This window comes from Bacteroidota bacterium (assembly GCA_018698135.1).
Lineage (GTDB): Bacteria > Bacteroidota > Bacteroidia > CAILMK01 > JAAYUY01 > JABINZ01.
In genome coordinates, this window is record JABINZ010000010.1 from 1 (window position 1) to 21288 (window position 21288).

General features: G+C 33.9%; 20 protein-coding genes and 1 other RNA gene. 5 read left to right on the top strand and 16 right to left on the bottom strand.

Annotation, left to right across the window (positions count from 1 at the left end):
* Positions 1-21: 21 nt before the first annotated feature.
* From truB to HOG71_00635, 4 genes are read right to left on the bottom strand one after another with little or no spacing between them, the layout of a single operon-like run.
* Complete coding sequence (gene truB / locus HOG71_00620) at positions 22-714, bottom strand: tRNA pseudouridine(55) synthase TruB (GenBank protein MBT5989334.1); 693 nt, start codon at positions 712-714, stop codon at positions 22-24.
* A 34-nt stretch (positions 715-748) separates the two neighbouring features.
* Positions 749-1537, bottom strand: coding sequence for an undecaprenyl-diphosphate phosphatase (locus HOG71_00625; protein ID MBT5989335.1), 789 nt, complete (start codon positions 1535-1537; stop codon positions 749-751).
* Between the two features lie 19 nt (positions 1538-1556).
* Positions 1557-1832, bottom strand: a complete 276-nt coding sequence (locus HOG71_00630) for a DUF3098 domain-containing protein (GenBank protein ID MBT5989336.1) — start codon at positions 1830-1832, stop codon at positions 1557-1559.
* Positions 1833-1849: 17 nt separating this feature from the next.
* Positions 1850-2710 (bottom strand): cell division protein FtsX, encoded by an 861-nt coding sequence (locus HOG71_00635; protein MBT5989337.1) that lies wholly within the window; start codon positions 2708-2710, stop codon positions 1850-1852.
* A 174-nt stretch (positions 2711-2884) separates the two neighbouring features.
* Between HOG71_00635 and HOG71_00640 the strand changes: the two genes are divergently transcribed.
* Genes HOG71_00640 through lptC form a run of 4 tightly spaced genes read left to right on the top strand, consistent with a single transcriptional unit; the run spans position 2885 to position 6870 of the window.
* Positions 2885-3610, top strand: coding sequence for a type III pantothenate kinase (locus tag HOG71_00640; protein ID MBT5989338.1), 726 nt, complete (start codon positions 2885-2887; stop codon positions 3608-3610).
* On the top strand, positions 3603-4901 hold the full coding sequence (locus HOG71_00645; protein MBT5989339.1) for a hypothetical protein: 1299 nt from the start codon (positions 3603-3605) through the stop codon (positions 4899-4901). The genes HOG71_00640 and HOG71_00645 overlap by 8 nt, the downstream gene beginning before the upstream one ends.
* Before the next feature lie 2 nt (positions 4902-4903).
* Positions 4904-6322, top strand: coding sequence for a tetratricopeptide repeat protein (locus HOG71_00650; protein MBT5989340.1), 1419 nt, complete (start codon positions 4904-4906; stop codon positions 6320-6322).
* A complete protein-coding gene (gene lptC / locus HOG71_00655) occupies positions 6322-6870 on the top strand; it encodes an LPS export ABC transporter periplasmic protein LptC (GenBank protein ID MBT5989341.1) in 549 nt (182 codons plus the stop codon). Before HOG71_00650 ends, lptC begins: the two co-directional genes overlap by 1 nt.
* Position 6871: 1 nt before the next feature.
* Here lptC and fsa read toward each other — a convergent pair whose 3' ends face one another.
* The 8 genes from fsa to HOG71_00695 form a co-directional block, all read right to left on the bottom strand.
* Positions 6872-7528, bottom strand: coding sequence for a fructose-6-phosphate aldolase (gene fsa / locus HOG71_00660; GenBank protein ID MBT5989342.1), 657 nt, complete (start codon positions 7526-7528; stop codon positions 6872-6874).
* A gap of 23 nt (positions 7529-7551) precedes the next feature.
* Positions 7552-7650: signal recognition particle sRNA small type (gene ffs / locus HOG71_00665), an RNA gene on the bottom strand.
* Positions 7651-7696: 46 nt separating this feature from the next.
* Positions 7697-8935, bottom strand: a complete 1239-nt coding sequence (locus HOG71_00670) for an OmpA family protein (protein MBT5989343.1) — start codon at positions 8933-8935, stop codon at positions 7697-7699.
* Between the two features lie 3 nt (positions 8936-8938).
* Positions 8939-9907, bottom strand: a complete 969-nt coding sequence (locus HOG71_00675; protein ID MBT5989344.1) for a PorP/SprF family type IX secretion system membrane protein — start codon at positions 9905-9907, stop codon at positions 8939-8941.
* Complete coding sequence (locus HOG71_00680) at positions 9904-12732, bottom strand: HYR domain-containing protein (protein MBT5989345.1); 2829 nt, start codon at positions 12730-12732, stop codon at positions 9904-9906. The genes HOG71_00675 and HOG71_00680 overlap by 4 nt, the downstream gene beginning before the upstream one ends.
* A gap of 103 nt (positions 12733-12835) precedes the next feature.
* Complete coding sequence (locus HOG71_00685; GenBank protein MBT5989346.1) at positions 12836-14092, bottom strand: ABC transporter permease; 1257 nt, start codon at positions 14090-14092, stop codon at positions 12836-12838.
* A complete protein-coding gene (locus HOG71_00690) occupies positions 14085-15014 on the bottom strand; it encodes an ABC transporter ATP-binding protein (protein MBT5989347.1) in 930 nt (309 codons plus the stop codon). The genes HOG71_00685 and HOG71_00690 overlap by 8 nt, the downstream gene beginning before the upstream one ends.
* Positions 15015-15038: 24 nt before the next feature.
* Complete coding sequence (locus tag HOG71_00695; protein ID MBT5989348.1) at positions 15039-15629, bottom strand: thymidine kinase; 591 nt, start codon at positions 15627-15629, stop codon at positions 15039-15041.
* 218 nt (positions 15630-15847) lie between these two features.
* On the opposite strand from HOG71_00695, the gene HOG71_00700 reads away from it, so the two are divergent.
* Positions 15848-16741, top strand: a complete 894-nt coding sequence (locus HOG71_00700) for a hypothetical protein (protein MBT5989349.1) — start codon at positions 15848-15850, stop codon at positions 16739-16741.
* Here the strand turns inward: HOG71_00700 and rodA are convergent.
* Genes rodA through mreC form a run of 4 tightly spaced genes read right to left on the bottom strand, consistent with a single transcriptional unit; the run spans position 16738 to position 21251 of the window.
* Positions 16738-17997 (bottom strand): rod shape-determining protein RodA, encoded by a 1260-nt coding sequence (gene rodA / locus HOG71_00705; GenBank protein ID MBT5989350.1) that lies wholly within the window; start codon positions 17995-17997, stop codon positions 16738-16740. The genes HOG71_00700 and rodA overlap by 4 nt on opposite strands.
* Complete coding sequence (mrdA, locus tag HOG71_00710; GenBank protein ID MBT5989351.1) at positions 17984-19915, bottom strand: penicillin-binding protein 2; 1932 nt, start codon at positions 19913-19915, stop codon at positions 17984-17986. The genes rodA and mrdA overlap by 14 nt, the downstream gene beginning before the upstream one ends.
* Positions 19912-20433: a rod shape-determining protein MreD gene (gene mreD / locus HOG71_00715; GenBank protein ID MBT5989352.1), complete on the bottom strand. Its 522-nt coding sequence runs from the start codon at positions 20431-20433 to the stop codon at positions 19912-19914. The genes mrdA and mreD overlap by 4 nt, the downstream gene beginning before the upstream one ends.
* Positions 20430-21251: a rod shape-determining protein MreC gene (gene mreC, locus HOG71_00720; GenBank protein MBT5989353.1), complete on the bottom strand. Its 822-nt coding sequence runs from the start codon at positions 21249-21251 to the stop codon at positions 20430-20432. The genes mreD and mreC overlap by 4 nt, the downstream gene beginning before the upstream one ends.
* Positions 21252-21288: the final 37 nt, after the last annotated feature.

Genomic DNA, 21288 nt, shown 5'->3' on the forward strand with positions numbered 1-21288 from the left:
ATATTTTTCTAAATACTCTCATTATAATATCACCTCTTGAGCAGCTGCAATTTTTACCTCAAATTCTTGAATCGAAAGTGCATCGCTTACAGCATAATCTCCTATAAAAGTACGCCTTAATTCTGTTAAATAAGCCCCATTTTGTAGAGCTCGTCCAAAATCATAAGCAAGCGAACGAATATAAGTTCCCTTACTACATTTTACCCTAAATCTTACTTTAGGCAAACTAACATCCAATATATCAAAAGAATAAATCTCTACCTTTCGTGATTTAATCTCCACCTTTTCACCTTTTCTAGCTTTTTTATATAGGCGTTCGCCACCAACTTTCAATGCTGAATAAATTGGAGGAATTTGTTCAATTTCGCCAATAAAACTCTTTCGGGCAGTTTCTATATCCTCTATTTTTATTTTGCTATAATCAAAGGATTCTGACACCTCTGTTTCAGCATCATAAGAAGGTGTTATTCCACCAAGCGTAATTACTCCTTCGTATGTTTTTTCTTGTCCTTGATATTGTTCAATTTGCTTGGTCATTTTCCCCGTACACAGTATCACCAAACCAGTGGCCATAGGATCTAAAGTTCCGGCATGTCCTATCTTTTTTATACGTACAATGCGTTTAAGCATGCGTATAATGGTAAAACTACTAATACCTTGTTGTTTATCAATTAGAATGACTTCTCCAGCTGAAAAGTCAATAAGGTTGGATATGCTGTTTTTAGCTAACAAATTCTTGAGGCGAAATTTAGATTAACCCAAATAGGATTGCGATAAGTCCAATGACCAAACAGTAAGCGGCAAAATAAATAAGTTTACCCTTTTTGACAATGCCAATCATCAATTTGCAGGCAACTAGTCCTGATGCAAATGCCGCAATAAAACCTACTAATAGTGCCATTGGATCGATACCAGCACCAGAAGTTAATTCCCCACTAAACATTTCCAAAAGGTTTTTACCAATGATAGGTATCAAAACCATGAGAAAAGAAAACTTAGTAATTTTCTCCTTATCGATGCCTGCTAATAAACCAGTTGCAATGGTAGCTCCTGATCTTGATATTCCAGGAATTACAGCCGCTGCTTGAGCCAGTCCAATTAAAAGGGCTTTAGGATAATTAATATCTTTCGTTGTTTTGGGTGCATAATATGTAATAGCCAACAGACCAGCAGTTACTAACAAGAAAATACCAACCAAAAGGACATTCCCTTCAAAAAATGGTTTTAACTGATCTTCTAAAAATAGGCCTACCAATATAGCAGGAATCATGGAAAGAATAATCTTAGTGGTATAATCAGTTTCTGAATTCCATTTGAATTTGAATAATCCTTTAAAAATATCGATAAGATCTTTACGAAATACAACAATAGTACTTAAAACAGTAGCTCCATGTACAACTATTGTGAACGTCAAACTTCTTTCAGCATCAACACCCATTAATGCTTTACCCAATTCTATATGTCCACTACTACTAACGGGGAGAAATTCAGTAAGTCCTTGAACGAGACCTAAAATAAGAGCTTGTATCCAATCCACGATAATCCTTTAAGGCCAACTACTCTTGCTCTGAGTTGCTTTTGGGTTTCTTTAAAATTGCATAGAATTCAAAAACAAATCCTGATATCACGATGATTACCGGCAAACTCGTATTTCCAAAACTAAAAATATCATCTTTACCAGCCATTAGTATGTATCCAATCACCATTATCAGAACTCCAATTGCCATTAAAATATAGTTTTCTTTTCCTAACGCAAAAGTCTCTTTAGCTTGTTTAGGTGCTGCTTCCTGCTGAGGAACTTTTTCAACTTTTTTACCTTTAGCCTTAGCCATTTTATTTATTTTATTGTTTAATATAAATCGTCCAATTTCGTTCGCAAATATTTGCGAACAGAATAATAACTGCTGATGAATGTAAGAAATACTCCCAATACCAATAATGAGCCAGAAAGGATCAAATTATTAATCAGATTCCCCATTATTGTAAATGGAAGCCAATTCGAAAATGCATAAATAAATCCTGCCAACATTAAATTGGCAATAACACCTCCTATAAAGCCATAAGTAACAGCTTTGTATATAAATGGTTTACGAATAAAACCTTTAGTGCCACCAACAAGCTGCATGCTTTTGATTAAAAATCGTTTTGAATACAGTGTTAATCTGATCGTATTATTTATCAGAATTAATGCTATAAGAAAAAATATGGTTGTAAAACCCAATATAGCCAATCCGCCAATTCGAACATATTTGTCAATATTTTCAAGAATTACTTTCTGATAGGACACTTCCTTGACAAATGGAAAAATCTCGATATTTTCTTTAAAAATGCTCAGGCTATCTACCTGTGCATAATTTGCATGAACATGAACATCAAGTGAAGCTGGAAAAGGATTAAAACCCAAAACTTCGTGTGCATCTTCACCCAATTCTTCAGTCATTAATATTTTAGCTGCCTCTTTATCAACATAATTTGTGGCTTTAACGAAGGTTTCATTATCCAACATATTTTGTAATCGAAGAATGTCTGCTTCCTTGGCATCATCAATAAAAAAAACATTAACCTGTAAGTTCTCTTTCAAATAATCTTTCAGTTGGTCGGCATAAAAAACCAACATGCCAAACAATCCAATTAGAAACAAAACAAGAGTAATGCTCACCAGAGGTGAAAAGTAGGATGCTCTTTTCCTTTTTACTTTCTTTTCTGCCACAAATTGCTTTTTATTATTTATAAATAGATGACCCTTTGATAATATGCTTCAAATTTAACACTTAATTTATATTAACGTTGAAAAGCTCAGGCATAAACATTGGGTATAAAAAATTGGCAAAGTATTTTCATGTTCATTATGCTTTATTTAATATTGTGTATTGATTAATAGCCAATGAACCTTATTTTAGATTTTGGGAATACATTTTTGAAAGTAGCTCTTTTCGAAGACGATCAAATTCAATTCTTTGAACGTATCTCAATAACTGAAACAGAAATTATTATTAATAGACTAAAATCGAAGGAATTTGAAAACTGTATCATCTCGACTGTGGTTCAACTTGATACAGAAATCCTGGATTTTCTGCTTAAAAAATCAATAAACTTAATTGAATTTAGCTCCAAAACGCCTGTCCCTATTACTAATCTATACCAAACACCAAACACACTTGGAAAAGATCGATTAGGCTTAGCTGTTGCTGCTTACACAAAATACACTAATGAAAATGTTTTGGTTATTGATGCAGGTAGTTGCATAACTGTTGACCTTGTAAGTGAAAATGGAGAATACTTAGGTGGATCAATTCACCCTGGTTTGGAAATGCGATATAAAGCCTTGAATCAATTTACAGATCAGCTTCCAAAAATTGAATTTGAAGAGAACTACTTTGCATTAATTGGCACCAATACAGAAACTTCCATCAGAAGTGGTGTTCAAACTGCAATTATTCATGAAATAGAAGGCACAATTAATGCCTATAAAAAAGATTATAAGTCATTGAAAATTATTGTATGTGGGGGGAACGCTAATTATTTGGCTACTAATCTTAAAAACAGCATTTTTGCGGATGAAAAATTTTTGCTCCATGGGCTCAATCAAATACTATTATTTAATGTATAGAAAAACAGTTTTACTTTTCAGCATGCTTGTAGCAATCGCTTTTGCTGTTGAAGCCCAAAATTTCAAACACCCCTATTCTCATTACGGAATAGGAATTCTTGAAGATAATTATTTTGCAGAAAACGCTGGGATGGCAGGTTTTTCACTCACTCAGAAAAGTAATAAATCCTTTTCTCCTTCGAATCCGGCATCATACTCCCATTTGATTCTAACAACTTTTGATGTAGCAATGAAGGGTCGCATATATGATCTTGCCCAAGGTGATGTAGGTTATAAAGGAAATTTAATTTCTTTTGGATATTTTGCTTTGGGTTTCCCTATTAATTATAAACAAGGTTGGGGTGCAAGTTTTGGACTTCTTCCTGTTAGCCGAATAGGTTACAACACTGTTATTGATGAATTGATTATGCCCGATTCATTGCAAAAATCTGAGGTTTTTGATAAAAGCGGTGGTTTTAACAAGGCCTATATTGGTTCTTCTATTACTTTATTCAAAAAACTTAGTTTAGGAGCTAACTTCTACTATTTATTTGGAAATACACAACTTTATCATTCCTTGTTTTTTGTAGAAAACAGCGATTACTTTGGAATAACCACAGAGCACAACACCTTTTATGGTGCTGCAGGATTTGATTTTGGCGCACAATTTCATACAAATTTATTCAATGAAGTAAAGCTTGGCTTGGGAGTAACGTACTCTCTTCCTGTTTCGTTGAAAGTTGTTCAGGAAAATAGTTTCGTAACTTTCCTCAATAACATCAGTTCTGTCACTTATAAAGACACTTTATTTCAAACGAGTAATGACTTAGCTAATAAAGAAATACCTCAAAAATTTGCAGCAGGATTTTCACTTTATAAAGAGAATAAATGGCAGGCAGGTTTGGAATACCAATACGAAGAATGGTCTAAATTCTTGCACAATGACGCCACTATAACATTATCAAATTACCAACAATTTACCTTAGGTGCAGAGTATATACCAGGCAAATCAGATGATCCTTTATACTATAAACGAATCAGTTACCGATTTGGCATTAAATATGCGTTTTCATATATGAATGTTCCACAAAATTTAGATATAAGCCCTGTAAGTTATTACAATCCAGTTAAATCGGGGATTGCATTCGGAGCTGAATTTCCTGTAAGCAGAAGCAGTTCAGCTATCAATACAGGAATTGAAATTGGAAAAATTGGAATTTTAGAAGATGACATAATTAGAGAACTATACGTCAATATGTACCTTGGATTTAGGTTAAATGACAGATGGTTTAATAAAAGAAAAATAGATTAAAAATGAAAATCAACATGAATTTAGCAGGTTTATTAATGTCAATAGTATTGGCAGGAGGAATAATGGGCTGCAGTGCTAAAACAACACCAACCGTCTCAGAATTACCAGAAGTTGTAGAAACAAGAATGCAAGAAGTTGTGAAGGATCTCGAAAAAGAAGAAGGTTCTTTGTTATCTGGAGATGAAGAATTAGCATGTAAATACGGCTCAGATAGTGCTAAAACTATTGAAAAGCAATCTTTGTATTATGAATATTATAAGCAAGATAATTTCAAAGATGCTTACCCTCATTGGCAGTATCTTCCAGCAAATGCACCATGCTATAGCAAAGGTATTTATGTGAATGGAGCTGACATGTTGAGTCAATTCATTAAGGACGAAAAAAACAAAGAACGTAAAGAAATACTAATTGACTCTTTATTAGCACTTCATGATCAACGCATAGTATATTATAATGAAGAAGCATTTGTTTTAGGCAAAAAAGGTAGCGATCTTTTTAAATTCAGAACAAAAGCATATGATGAAGCATTTTCTATTTTAAAGAAATCGGTTGAAATTGGAAAAGATCAATCCGAAAAAACAGTATTGTATTATTGGGCATATTCGGCTTCTTTTATGATGAAAAATGCAAAAATAACTGAGGACGAATTAATCAAAGTCTTTTTAACAATTATTGAAATTATCAATGTTAATGATCCAAGTGGTACTGACAAAGGGTGGCAGTCAATCTATTCCAATACCATTTCGCTTTTAGGTGATTATCTTAAATGTGGAACTCTGGTAAATAATTTCAAAAATCAGTTTATAAATAATAAGGATAATCTTGTTATGCTCAAGCAATTCCAAAGCACTTTGGAGGCGAGAAAATGTATTGACAATGACACCTATGTTGCAATTTCTGAATCAATTTACAGCATGGAACCCATTGCAAAAGCTGCTAATAATCTGGGCATTATTTTTAATAATAAGCAGCAATATGATAAAGCTATTCATTATTTTGAAGAAGCAATGAATAAGGAGAAAGATAATGTTTTGAAGGCTAAATATGCATTATCTGTAGCAGATGTTTATGGAGTGAAAGGGAATTACCCCAGTGCTCGCTCGTTTGCTCAAAAATCAGCAGCCTTTAATCCAAACGATGGAACACCCTACATGTTTATTGGTAATTTATACACTAAAAGTGCTAAAAACTGTGGAAATTCTACTTTTGAGGTAAAAGCTGTTTATTGGGCCGCAGTCGACCAATATATAATTGCAAAATCAAAAGGTACTGAAAATGCAGGATCTCAGATCATAAGTTTAACTGCAAGATTTCCTACCAAAGAAGACGCATTTTATCAGGATCCACCCGTTAAAGAAGGTAATACATATACAATTGGTTGCTGGATAAACGTATCCACAACAGCACGATTTGTTCAATAATGCAAGTTTATAAAGCGATTTTAATAAGTTTAATTGCTAGCACACTCATTTTTCAAGCTTGTCAGGAAAAAAGCATGGAAGATGTTGATATTATTACCAAGGAGCGAAATATCCCAAATGAGACCGCCATTGATATTGAATTTATCTTCAGTGATTCCGGCATAGTAAAAGCAAAAATAGTATCTCCATTATTAGAACAATTCAGGGGCGAAAAACCTTACTCAGAAATGAGAAACGGGCTTGAAGCTACTTTTTATGACCCATCTGGCAGAGCAAATGCATTTCTTACTTCAAAATATGGTAAGCGAATAACCAATGAAAAGCTGATCGAGTTAAAAGACAGTGTTGTTGTCGTTAATATTAATGGAGACACACTTAATACCGAGGAATTATTTTGGGATGAACGAAAAGATATCGTTTATTCTAACCGATCGGTTAGAGTAAAAACTGAAGATGAAATTATATACAGCAATGGTTTCGAATCAGATCCGACCTTTAGCTATTATAAGTTTTATCAAATAACCGGTACAATAAGTTTGGCTGAATAATTTATTCCTGAGATTTGTTGTAATCTTTCAGGAAGTTCTCTAATCCAATATCAGTTAAAGGGTGGTTTAATAGTTTTAAAATACTATCTGGAGGACATGTAACTACATCAGCACCCAGTTCAGCACATTGAACAATATGCATCGGGCTTCGGATGGAAGCAGCTAAAATCTCCGTTTTGTAGGCTTGAATATTAAAAATATGCACCAACTGGTCAATTAATTGGATTCCGTCACGACTAATATCATCTAAACGACCAAGGAAAGGTGAAATATAAGTAGCTCCTGCCTTTGCAGCAAGTATAGCCTGACCAGCTGAGAATACCAGTGTACAGTTTGTTTTGATACCTTTGGATGCAAGAATTTTGATAACCTTCAATCCTTCTTTAATCATCGGCACTTTAACGACAATGTTGGGAGCAATATTTGCCAAAACTTCAGCCTCCTTCAACATTGTTTCCATATCAGTAGCAATTACCTCAGCACTAACATCGCCTTCGACTATTTCGCAAATTGCTTTATAATGATTTAAAATATTATCCTGTCCTTTAATCCCCTCCTTCGCCATCAGACTAGGATTAGTAGTTACTCCATCCAGAATTCCAAGATCGTTGACTTCTCGAATAGCGTCCAAGTTTGCTGTATCTACAAAAAATTTCATATTGTTAATTTAGGGGATATAAAAAATGGTAAGCAACCTGTATCGCACCGCTCAACCTATTCAAGCTTGCTGCCTTCCGACCCTGGGCATGTAAGAGGGAGCTGGTCGTACAGGGCTTACCACTGCAAAGGTAGATAAATATCTTTTTGGAATGAAGTATTTTGTGGATTACATATACTTAAAATTGATAATGACTTTTCGAAAACTTTTTTGGATATTTTCGTCATCATCAAACTTCATGGCTTCTTTATTACCCAGCGTTTGTTGCTTAATTCTATCATCGTCAATCCCATAGATTTGCAGATAATCACTTACTGAATTTGCTCTCATTTCAGCTAAATTTAAATTATCCAACTCATTACCAATTTTACAGGTATAACCCGACAAATCAACATGTAAGTTTTCATTTTCACTCATCAACTTCACAATTTGATCAAGAATGGTTTTTGAACTACCACTAATCATATAAGAATTTAATCCAAAATAAACTGTTTGCGGTTGAGGAAGTAGAGATTCCAACTCTTCTTTTGTAATAATATGCGTATAAAAAATATCACTGTGATCAGCATCTCTATTTGATGAAAAATAAGCGTCTCCATTTCTAATCATAAAATAGGCATCAAAGCCTTTGGAATTAATAGGTTTGCCCAAATTCTTTGCGGGGCGCCAACTATTCCATTTTTTGCCTCTTTTTGTAGACATGAAAATATCAGCTCCGCCTTTACCCCCTCGGCCTGAGGACGTAAAATAAATTGTTTGTAAATCATCTGTAATAAAAGGCGATATTTCAAATCCAGAGCTATTAATAGCACCACCAACATTAATAGGTTTTTGCCATTTTCCATTCGTGTCTTTAATGGCAATGTAAATATCTTCCTGACCTTTGCTACGTTCCAATTCGGCTGAGATCAAGAGAACTTCTCCATCCGGATGCATATAAAAGCCATAATATTTTCCGCTAATAAATAAGTTGGGTATTTCCATCTTAACAGGTTGTTCGTCACTATCAATTTGCCAAGAAGAAATCCCATATTCCATAAAATTACCTGAAGTGTAAACATTTAATAGGTATAAGGTTTTACCATCTCTGCTTTGCCCAACAATAGCATTGTTGTTTTTATTGTTTAACAAAGGGAAATCATTTATTGACGCTGTCCAGTTATCAGTTCCTATTCCTTGACTAAACCAGATATCTTGTCCAGCCAATTTCCCACCTACATTCAAAGGATGGAAAGTCCTGGTATAATACAAACTTTTCCCATCCATACTTAGAAAGGGGAAGCCTTCTTCAGCCTCTGAATTAATATGACTATTGAGCTTTTCGGGTTCTGAGAATTGAATTTGCTTTTGCCCCTTTGAACCAAAGAAACAAAAAATCAAGATATAGATGATAGCAATCTTCTTCATAATTTAAAAAACCAATCCCATTAAAATTTCATGACTACCGGAATTATAATTTATCAATGCATTTGTATTCAAATCAAATGAATAAGCAAACCGCATATTTCGATAATTCATTCCTCCAAATAAAGCAATAGCACTATTAAAGCGGTAAATAATACCTCCCCAATATTTATTATTATAATCCACTGATGTCGATAAATCAAATGAAAGAGGGACGTCAGCAGTATATCGCATCAAAAATCCAGGCTTAAAACTATAAGGTCCATTACTCAAAATATGGTATTGAGCATGCAAAATATGATGGGTTTTTAATTCAATTGCAGAACTGTTGGAAACAAACCAAATTTGGTTTTTATAAATCTGATTAGCGGAATAACCTATGTAAAAATTATCAGCATAAAACAATAAGCCTGCATTAATATTCAAAAAACTATTTGATAAGTTTTGCCCTACAAAATCTTGAAATGTTTGATCATTGGCTTCAATTAAAGTCAAATTATCTGAAGAAAAATTATAGGTTAATAAACCTGCGGTTATTCCACCCGATAAGTTATATTTTTTTCCGATTTGCATATGTAAAGCATATGATATCCCTGTTGAGAAACGCCTTATTTGACCAAAGTTTTCATTTTGAATATTGGCGCCAATTCCTTGTCGTATTTTTTTTGATTTACGCTTATAAAGGCTTTCGTATTTTGAAGGATCAGCTATCCTTATAGACATAGGTTCATAGGATTTAGGGGGCTTTTCTCCTAGTAACGAATGCGCATTCAAATAATAAACCGCTGGTGCATTTGTAAAACCTGCCCATTGTTTTCTGTAATTTAAATTGACATATACCTGATTGGTTTGTCCGGCAAAGGCTGGATTGATACTAAATGGATCGACCTGATACTGATTAAGCAACATAACTTGCTGACTATATGACGAATAGCCCATAGCAAGAAATAATAATATAATAATTCGCTTTATCATCTGATTATTGTCACTGTTCCACTCAATGGCTTTTGACCATCATTTAAATCTACAATATAAAAATAGCTTCCCGTAGGAAGATCGCGATCGTTCAATGTTCCATTCCATGCTTTAGTGTAGCCAACAGAACTAAATATTTTATCACCCCAGGAATTGAAAATACTTACCTCACAGGTAGGATACATCCTGATACCTTTCAGTTCCCAATTTTCATTTTTCAGCATTCCGTCTGAATTTCCAGGAGTAAATGCTGTCGGGATTAAAACTTCAAATAATACTTGAATAAAAATTGAATCTGCTGCAATACATCCATTCTTAGAAGTAGCATTCACAATAAATGTTGTACTCGCTGATGGTGATGCAAATGGTGCATGTGAATAAGGATCATCTAGAAAACTAATAGGTGTCCAATCAAAATCCAATGAATCATTTGTATGCACATACAGATAAATACCATCTCCATAATAGATAGTTGTATCTGCACTCAATGCTATTTTAGGTTTTGGATGAACCTGAATTTCTAAGGAACAAACTGCTGAATTTCCAGCTAAATCGGTTGCTTGAAAAATATTATAGGTTGACCCAACTGGAAATATCGAGCCTGTGGAGAAACCACTCAATTGTGTCAAAGTTGAAGATGAACAATTATCACTATACACAGGCAGATTAAAATCAACAATGCTATCGCACGATTCGATTTTTGCAGGACATTGGATAATCGGTTTTTCATCATCTTTTACAGTTACCTTAAATGAACATGAAGACTTATTTCCTGAAGGATCAGCAACTTCATAACGAACAATTGTTTCACCAATTGGAAATGGATTGCCAGTTGGCAAGCCTGCTGTCAAAGTGAGCGTTAAATTATTGCAATTATCTTCAACTAGTGGCAGATCATACTCAAATACAGCTTCACATAATCCACTATCTGCTGTGATTATGGTATCAGCTCGACAATCTATTTGCGGAATCTCTATATCGTTTACAGTAATATTAAAACGACAGCTATCTGTATTTCCTGACACATCTGACACAACATATACCTCCTCAGTAGTACCAACCGGAAACAGTGATCCTGGACTCAATCCTTTAACCAATTTTATTGTAGCTCCCAAACAATTATCAGTTCCTATCGGTGGAATAAAAGTGATGGTATCTCCACAAAGATTTGATTTATTTACTGTAGTAATATCCGATAAACAAGAAATAACAGGATTAATTGAATCTTTAACAATAACATTGAATGAACAGCTTGTTGATTCAGCGGCATCATCTATTGCCGTATAGGTGACCACATTCGTTCCTATGGAAAAAGTATCTCCTGAATGGAAATTACTATAAAATGTATCGACATGACAGTTGTCGGTTGCAAAAGGTTCTGCCCAATTTACAATTGCTTCACAAGCAGAAAGTCCTGAATAGGTTGTTATTGATGTTGGACAATTAGAAATGACAGGCTTTGTATTGTCATGAAAACTAACAATTACAGTATCGTAACCGGCACAACCAGCAAGGCTAATTACCTCTCCAACTATCGAGTCTTTCACTCCTGTAATGTGTGTGTAGCTTTTGCTATTTGCTAATAAGAGTGTTTGGTCAGTTTTAAGCCAATTTACTGAATCGGATGCGCGACCTGCAATGTACAGAATTACTACCCCCATGCAAGTATCTACATCTGGCCCTAAGTTAAAAAAGGGAATATATAAATCCTCCTGACTTTCAAAAGAGCCAATGTCTGCAATTCCATTGAAGTTACGTGACAATAATCTTTGATCGGTGCTTAAACTGCTGAAAGGATCACCATTATCCAAGGCTGGACTTCCACATAATAATTTATGTGTCATGGTTGAACCTCCATAATAGCCAAGATTTCCCACTAATGGATTAATACGGCTAGTGGAGTTTCCAACAATATCACCTGTAGATCCTTGCAATCCAGAACTATCGCTATTCCCAATTAAATTATACCCATTGCTATTCATATAGCAACGAGATGATAGTCCTCGATAAATATCATTTCCATAAAACTTTGAACAGTTATTGAGCGCAATTATTGAGCTTGAGAAAACTGTAATGACCGTATCCTGATAATTAAGGAAAGTGTTTGCAAAACCACCTCCTTTATCCGAAGCATAATTAAATACAATGGTGCTACTGATAATTTCGGCAATAGGAACAACTGATGAAATGGATTTATTATTGATTCCACCACCAATAGAAGCACTGTTATAGGAGATTGTTGAATTTTGAATTTTTATCAATCCACCGGAATTGAATATTGCCCCACCTGCCGAATCGGCTGAATTGTAAGAAAAAGTGCTTTCATTAATAAAAACAGTACCTGTATTAAATATTGCTCCACCTTCGGCAAGTGCATGATTATTTGCAAAGTAACATCTATTCACTGTTAAGGTACCTGCATTTCGTATTGCACCTCCCTGATTAGATCCAGTCGATTTTCCATCTCGAATGGTCAAATCTTCCAACTGAAGATTGAAACCAGATGAAACAACAAAAATGCTTTGAGAATAACGACCACTTATACTTAATTTATCTGCACCAAGTCCTTGGATTGATAAATGTTTATTTCCAATGTTAATAAAACCACTTGTTAGCACAATACTATCATTGGCTAGCGAATTGTGAAAATTAATGACATCGCCACTGCTTGCCGCTGAAATTGCTGCTCGTAAAGAACCTGATCCTGAATCAGAATTTGAAGTAACGGTGATAGTAGTTGCAAAGGAATTCAATACAACACACCACATAAAAAAGAGGAGACTAAATAGTCTGTATTTATATAATGAGCTAGTAGAGAGTTCCATATTCAGACTAAATCAAACGCCTTTCATTTAAGTTATTTGGAAATATTGTGATAATAAGATCAAAAATAGGGATAATCAACTGATACTAGATTAAAGTTAATTACTATTTATAAAACATCCATTTCCACAAATCCTTATAGGTAATTTTACTTCCATGCAATAAAATACCCACTCGATATATCTTACCGGCAATCCATACTGTGAAAATAAAGGTGGCTATTAACAAGGCTATTGAAATCACTATTTGATAGGGCGGAACCTGGAATGGAATCCTTGCAATCATTATTATTGGTGATGTAAAAGGTATAATTGACATCCATACTGCTACAGGACTATGAGGAGCACGAATAACTGCCTGCATGGCAACAATGGCAATAATCAAAGGAATGGTAATTGGCAACATAAATTGTTGCATATCAGATTGATTATCAACAGCTGCTGCTATGGCACCCAATAAAGAACTGTATAATAGATATCCACCAATAAAATACACCAGAAACATGGAGAGAATTAATGGAAAATTTAAAGTGGCTATTCCACTAATAAAACTATCCATTCCGGCTTGTGCATTTTGAACACCTAAATCTGGCAACTTCATTCCAATAAATGTAATTCCTATTATGAGTAAAACCCATAAAAAGAATTGTGTTAAACCTACTAAGGCCACCCCAATTATTTTACCCATCATTAATTCAAAGGGCTTAACAGATGAAACTATTATTTCTACTATTCTGTTTTGCTTTTCTTCGTGAATACCTCGCATAACCAGGCTACCATAGATAAATACGAACATATAAATTAGAAATCCAGCGATAGTTGATACAGCCATCGATTGATCGGTATTATCTCTTTCGCTACCAGCCGGACCAACCTTTTCATGATTTATGCTGATGTTTGGATCGAGTTGCATTATTACTTCCTTTTCCAAACCCAGTTTAACAATACGTTCATCTTTTATTCGTGTCGCCAAATCATGTTTCAACTTCCCTTCAACAAAATTTGCACTGTTTTTACTTGACGACAATTTAAAAGTGGCCGGACTATTAATATCAAATTCAGGAATTACCAACAAATGGAAATCCTTCTGCTCCTTCATAAGCTCTAAAATTTGATCTTCTGCCCCACTTTCAGCATATGAGAATTTAATGTCATCACCATCCTGAAAATAATTATCAAATAAACCCGAATAATCAATAATTGTGACTTGCTGTTTTTCATATCCCGGATTCATTGACATATAAACCGAAAAACCAATTAGCCCTGCATATAAAACAGGTAACAAAAAGGTTAAAATCCAAAATGTTCTTTTTCTTACTCGAATGGAATACTCCCTGTTAATTATATATTTAAACTTATTCATCGATTTTTCTATTGACGAGTGAAATAAAAATATCATTCATGGATGGTATGATTTCATTTACTGAATATATTTGTCCATATTCCATCCATAGGGGCATCACATCATTAACATGAACATTTTCAAGCAGTTTAAATCGAATTTTTGATTTACCCCATTCATCAACTTCATTGGTTTCAATTGACTTCCAATACTGATTTTCTCGAATAATATCATTGGAAAAATTTCCGTCATAAATCAGTTCAAAAATATTTTGGCTATAATTTTCTCTAATTTCCCGTTTATTGCCATCAAGCACTTTATTGGCCTGATCGATCATACTAACAGAATCACAAAGTTCTTCAACAGATTCCATGCGATGAGTTGACAGCATGAATGTTGTCCCCTGATCTCTTAATTCTCTGATCTTTGACTTTACCAATTCAACATTTACAGGGTCAAAACCCGTAAAGGGTTCATCGAGAATAACGAAATCAGGATCATGCATAATGGCAATGATAAACTGTAATTTCTGTTGCATTCCTTTGGACAACTGCTCCACTTTTTTATTCCACCAATTGTAGATATCAAATTCTTTTAAATAGGCTTTGATTTTATCTTTAGCAGCCGCACCTGTCATTCCTTTAAGTGCTGCTAAATAAATCATATGCTCTCCAACTTTCATTTTGGCATAAAGCCCTCTTTCTTCAGGTAAATAGCCAATTCTTTCAACAAAATCTCTCCTCATTTTTTGTCCGTTAAAAATGATTTCACCTTTATCGAGAGAGATGATTTGATTAATTATTCGAATGAGGGTTGTTTTTCCCGCACCATTGGGCCCTAATAAACCATATATTTTGTTTTTAGGAATTTCTAATGAAATGTCGTTTAAAACCAAATGACTTCCATAGGATTTAGAAACTGACTTAACTTCAAGTACATTCATGAAAAAATTGTATTTATTTATTCTTTATTCCGTTTCTTCAGCTATTGTTTTCTTATGAAAACAATGCCTGCAAAGAGGTTCATAGTTATCCTTCTCACCAATCAAAATCCGCGATTTATCTTTTGACAAACGATAAGAATGCGTTGCCAAACTACCACAATCCATACAAATTGCATGCAGCTTAGTTACATATTCAGACACGGTTAAAAGTGCCGGCATAGGGCCAAATGGTTTTCCATTTGAATCCATATCTAAACCAGCCACAATCACTCTTTTCCCTTTAAGTGCTAAGTATTGCAAAACATCTACAATCGCTTCGTTGAAAAATTGTACTTCATCAACACCAATTACATCTGCATCATCATAATATTCTACAATTTCAATAGGACGATCAACAATAATAGAGGCTATGGCATTGGCATCATGTGAAACAACTTCATTCGCACTGTAGCGGTTATCAACTTTGGGTTTGAAAATAGAAACTTTGAAATTTGCAATTTTAGCCCTCTTCAACCTGCGAATTAATTCCTCAGTTTTGCCACTGAACATGGGTCCGGCAATTACTTCTATCCATCCTTTATTAAGGTGCCTATTTAGCAAGGGTTCGATGAACATTTTTTATAAATGAATTAAACAGGATTTTTTTCGTGTGCTAAATTTAGTAAGAGAAAACTTATGTTAGGTGATTAATGTAAAATAAACTGCTGCTACTAATTCTTTCCTTATCTGTTATTTTGCTTTTAACGCAATATCCTTAATTATCAACAGTTAGTTAAGAAAAGCTTTAAGCACAAGGGTATTATATTTCTATTTTTGAATAAAATTTTACAGACGTGAATATCATAGAACAAATTCAAATCACTCTTGATGAGATCAATACATTGTTTGAACAAATCAAGAAGCAGCCTGATCAGGTAAAATCTATTGAAATAGATTTGCTTAAATATAAAATTGTTCAACTATATGATACTGCTATTAGCTTACCAGCTCATTTAGATACACTTCAGAATCAGAAAGTTGATGTTCCTGCAATTTCATTCGTAAAGGAACAACAAGCTTCTGAAAAAGATGATAATAAAGAAGAAATTCAGACAAAAGAAATAGAAGTTGAAGTTAACAAAGTTCAAGAGAATGCTCAAGCAATAGAACCTGAAGTAAAGGCACGTGAGATTCAGATTGAAGATAAATTGGAAGAAGCTGAAATTACCATAGATAAAACCGAAGAAATACCAGCGGTTACTGAAAAGCACACAGAGAAAACAAATGAAGTAGTTGAGGACACAAAACAAGAAGAAGTAGAAGAATTAATCGTTGAAAAGAAAGAATTAAAACAAGAATTCAAAGCTGATCTTTTTGAAGATGCTCAAGAGCAGATTAAGAAAAAAACTGTACATGAAAAGTTCGCTACTAAAGAAACTTCCATTAATGAGCAAATTGCGAATTCAAAATCAACTGGTTCGGTTGGTGAAAACATGCAAAAAGGAAAAATCACAGATATCAAATCAGCTATCTCACTTAATTTGAAGCTAAGTATTATTAAAGATCTGTATTTGGGTGATCAGAAAGAGTATAAGAAAATGATCGATTTTTTCGGTAAATGCAAAAACTATTCTGAAGCAAAAATGTTTTTAACAAACGAAAAAGACAACCGGAAACATTGGGCTAATAAGCCAGAACTAGTCGATACGCTTATGGACTTGATAAATAGAAGATTTCGTTTAGACTAATTGAAGTAATGCCGGTATTCTAATTCCAGCTTCAGAAATACACCTATCATCAATGTAAATCCCAAAAGGGATGAACCTCCGTAACTAATAAAAGGAAGCGGAATGCCAATCACAGGAAATAAACCCAAAGTCATTCCTATATTCACCGCAAAGTGAAGAAAAATTATGGATAGAACGCCATAACCAAAAATGCGGGTATACCTGAACTTTTGTTTTTCCGAGATATATAATATCCTTAATATCAACCCAATAAACAATACTAATAAGCCAACACTTCCAAAAAATCCATATTCTTCACCGATGGTGCAAAAAATAAAATCCGTTTTTTGTTCAGGAATAAAGTTAAACTTTGTTTGCGTTCCATTTAAAAACCCCTTCCCCGTTACACCACCAGAACCTATGGCAATAAGGGATTGGTGGACATTGTATCCCGATCCCTGCAAATCAACCTCTTTGTGCAATAAAACATTTATTCTTGACTGCTGATGAGGTTGCAATACTTTTTCGAAAATATGATCGACACTAAACATAAATGCAGAAACAATTACTATAGCAGCTAAGCTGATAAAAACTGCTCGCAGACGATTAGTAGTAAAATAAATGAATATAATAGCAACCAGAACCAATACCCCTATGATGAAGAGAAAATTAACAAGCAATACCAACACAAATAATATGGCAAAAAGAATGGGGGTAAACAGGAATAAACTGGGTAATCCTTGTCGGTATAAAACTAAAAATAGGGAAGAAAAAACAATGGCTGATCCAAAATCATTTTGCAGAACAATAAGCCCCATTGGAAGACCAATTATTAAAAATGCTATAGCAAAATGCTTGAATTTTGCCACATTAATATCAGTCGTATCAATAAATCGGGCAAGTGCCAATACGGTTCCAAATTTGGCCAACTCAGAAGGTTGCAAGCTAAATCCCCCAAAAATTATCCAGGATTTTGAACCAGCAACCTCTTTCCCAATAATTAATGTAGCCAATAATAACAATAGGGTAAAAGCATAAATGGGATAAGAAAAATTGATGAAAAAACGAATATCCAATATCAAGATGATAATGAACATGAGAATACTAATTCCAAACCATATGATTTGTTTTCCAACACTCGAGCTAAAATCAATTACTTTTTCCTGGCCATCACTATATTCAGCAGAATAAATATTGAAAATTCCAATTATTATTAAAGCCAATACCAGTGTTGAAATTAGCCATTCAAAGTTTTTACTATAGCTATTCTCCTGCATCTTTATTGGTTTCAGTTATTGTTGTTTCTGTTTCTATATCACCATTTATAATTTCTTCAATATCTTCTTCATCTAAATCTTTATTTTTAATAATAATTGGATGATAGACACCTTTAACCATAATATCCTGTATCCATTTAGTTTTTTCGTTTTGTTTTCCCTGACTTAAATAATGCTCGGTTACCAAAAAACAGATTGGAGCAGCCCAATGTGCACCCTGTCCAGCATTTTCAATGACCACAGCTATAGCAATCTTTGGATTATTCTTTGGAGCAAAAGAAATAAAAACGGAATGGTCATCTCCGTGTGGATTTTGAGCTGTACCAGTTTTGCCACATATTTGATACTCTTTGAAATAGGGGCCATAACGTATGGCTGTACCAATATTCGGAACATCAGCCATAGCATCTATTATTGTTTTATAGTTTGCCGAATCAATATCAATAAGATGTTTGTCATAAATTTTTCGATAATACTTTCCATTATCGACATATGTTTTAACAATATGAGGAGTGTAATAATAACCCCTATTTGCTACCGCAGCACTAAAATTAGCCAATTGCAATGGCGTTAAACTTATTTCTGCCTGACCAATAGCAAGAGACAAAATATTGGTAGACTTCCAACGGTTTTCTCCATAAATATTATCATAACGTTTTGTTGAAGGAAGTATTCCTTTTGCCTCATTAAACAAGTCGATGCCGAGCTTTTTCCCCATACCAAATTCCAACACATCTGTTTTCCAGTTATCATAGCCTTCATAAATAGTAGCAAATTTGTTTAAGTCGATAACATTTCTGAAAACATGGCAATAATAGGCATTACACGATTGGGTTAATGATTGCTGTAAATTTAATGGAGATGAGTGATTGTGGCATCCTATACGCAAATTGCCAATAATATAACCTCCGGGACATCCATAAGCAGTAGATGGTGAAATCACACCTTCTTTCAAACCAATTAAGGCCATTGCTACTTTAAATGTTGAACCTGGCGGATACATGGCCGTAATTGCTCTATTGAATAATGGTTTATCAGGATCAGATACCAAAGAATTGTAGTTTGCAGATCTTTCACGACCATACAACATGGAAGGATCATAGGCTGGACTGCTGACAATGGCCAATATTTCTCCAGTTTCAGGTTCAATGGCCACTACACTTCCCTTCTTTCCTTTTAACAATAATTCTGCATAGAGTTGTAGTTCAAGATTTAAACTACTTATTAGATTCTTTCCAATCACAGCAGGACGATCTAATTCACCATTCAAATAACTGCCCTGTTCTGTATTGTATACATCCATCAAGACATATTTCTCGCCATATACACCTCTCAGATCTTTTTCATAAACCTTTTCTAAACCACTTTTCCCAATGTTATGTCCTTGTTTGTAATAGTTTTCAGAGGCGTCAATATCTTCACGATTAACCTCACCGATATAACCTAAAACATGGGCAGCTGTATTATGTGGATATTTTCTAATCGACTGTGGTTGAACAAAAAAACCCTTGAATTCGTAAAATCGTTCCTGTAACACACCATAAGTCTTTAGCGGAATATTGCTTATAAAAACAGTTGGTTTATGGTAAAATTGTTTTGCTTTTACTAGTCTTTCTTGGTAATCCTTTTTCGTAATTTCTAATATCCTGCACAATTCAGTTTCATCATCTAATTTAAGTTGGGCTGGTACTATCATTAAATCATAAATGGCTTCATTTGAAACTAGAATCTTACCATTTCTATCATAAATTAAACCTCGCGGTGGCTTAATAATCTTACGTGAAAGAACATTATTCTCAGCAAACTGTTTATACTTTTCGGTAAATACTTGCAAAATGATCAAGCGTGAAAAAAATACAACACCTACAAAAACTATAAAAAAAATGATTACCCGATGTCTTGATTTATGTACGTTCATTGTTCATCGCTTGATTTAAGAAAAAACAGCAATTCATATATCAAAACAAAAACGATGGAGATGAGTATGGTGAGTAAAATTTTAAGCAAAGTAAATCCAAAATCCCTGAAACTAAAAATCTCTAACATATACAAGGCAAGATGATGAATGGATATCATTGTTAATGAATAGATGATATACGGTCTTACACCAAACCCTCTGATATGAGGCTCGATAATGGCATCAGGATCAGAATCAGAAACAAATTGCCCAACAAGCAATGGTCGTAAAAATCCAACTAAAGTTGAAGCTGCAGCATGTATCCCATATGTATTTGAAAAAACATCAATAACTAATCCCAGCAAAAAAGCCAGTATGATCAGTGATGTTTTGGGAATACTTACTGGTAGGAGCAATATGAAATAAATGTAAATGTATGGATGAACAATTTCGAATAAGTGTATATTATTCAATACAAAAATCTGTAGAACAACCAGAAAAAGGAAATGAACAATATATATGATTATTTTTCTGATCATTTTTCAAGATCCTCCAAGTCTTGTTGTTCTACTACATTTACTTTTTCCACAACATAAACCATTCGTAAATTCTTAATATTTGTATTCAGTTTTAGATAAATGTTATAAAAACTACCTCCACTTTCCAACTCATAGCTCAGCACTGTTCCTATGGGTGTGTTTTCAGGGAAAAAATTAGAATAGGGCCCTACAACTACTTTTTGACCAACTTCAATAGCAATATGACTGGGAATATCTTTTAATACTAATCGATCAACAAATCTTCCATCCCAGGTAACTGAACCTATTTCTCCATTTTCAACTATTCGGGCATTTACTCTGAAATCACTCGATAAAACCGATATGGCTAAAGAATAATTAGGTGAAACATGCTTGATTATTCCTGCAATTCCCTCATCACTTACAACCCCCATCCGCGTGTTTGCACCTTTATTTTCACCAATATCTATAGTTAGATAATTATTTCTATTGTCGATAGAATTATTAACAACATACGCAGGTACCAAATTATAACTCAAATGCTTAATTGAGTCTTGATAAATGCTGTCCGATTTTACTTTTCTATAGGTTGTATAAAGCTCAGCTTTAATTCGGGCATTTTCAAGAAGCAAACTATCATTCATACTTTTCAGATGAAAATACTTTGTTGTTGATTCGACCTTTGAATAGGCGATACCATTAAGTTCCTGAAGAGAATTAAAAAAAACTGATTTATGATACTGCAGATTGGATATAATCAGAGATAAGGCTATTGCTTCAAGCAATATAAATAGTAATGGATATTGAAATCGTTTTAGAAAAAGGAATAATCTAAGCATTTAAAATAATGGTATTGCTGCGTAAGTTTTAAATTCA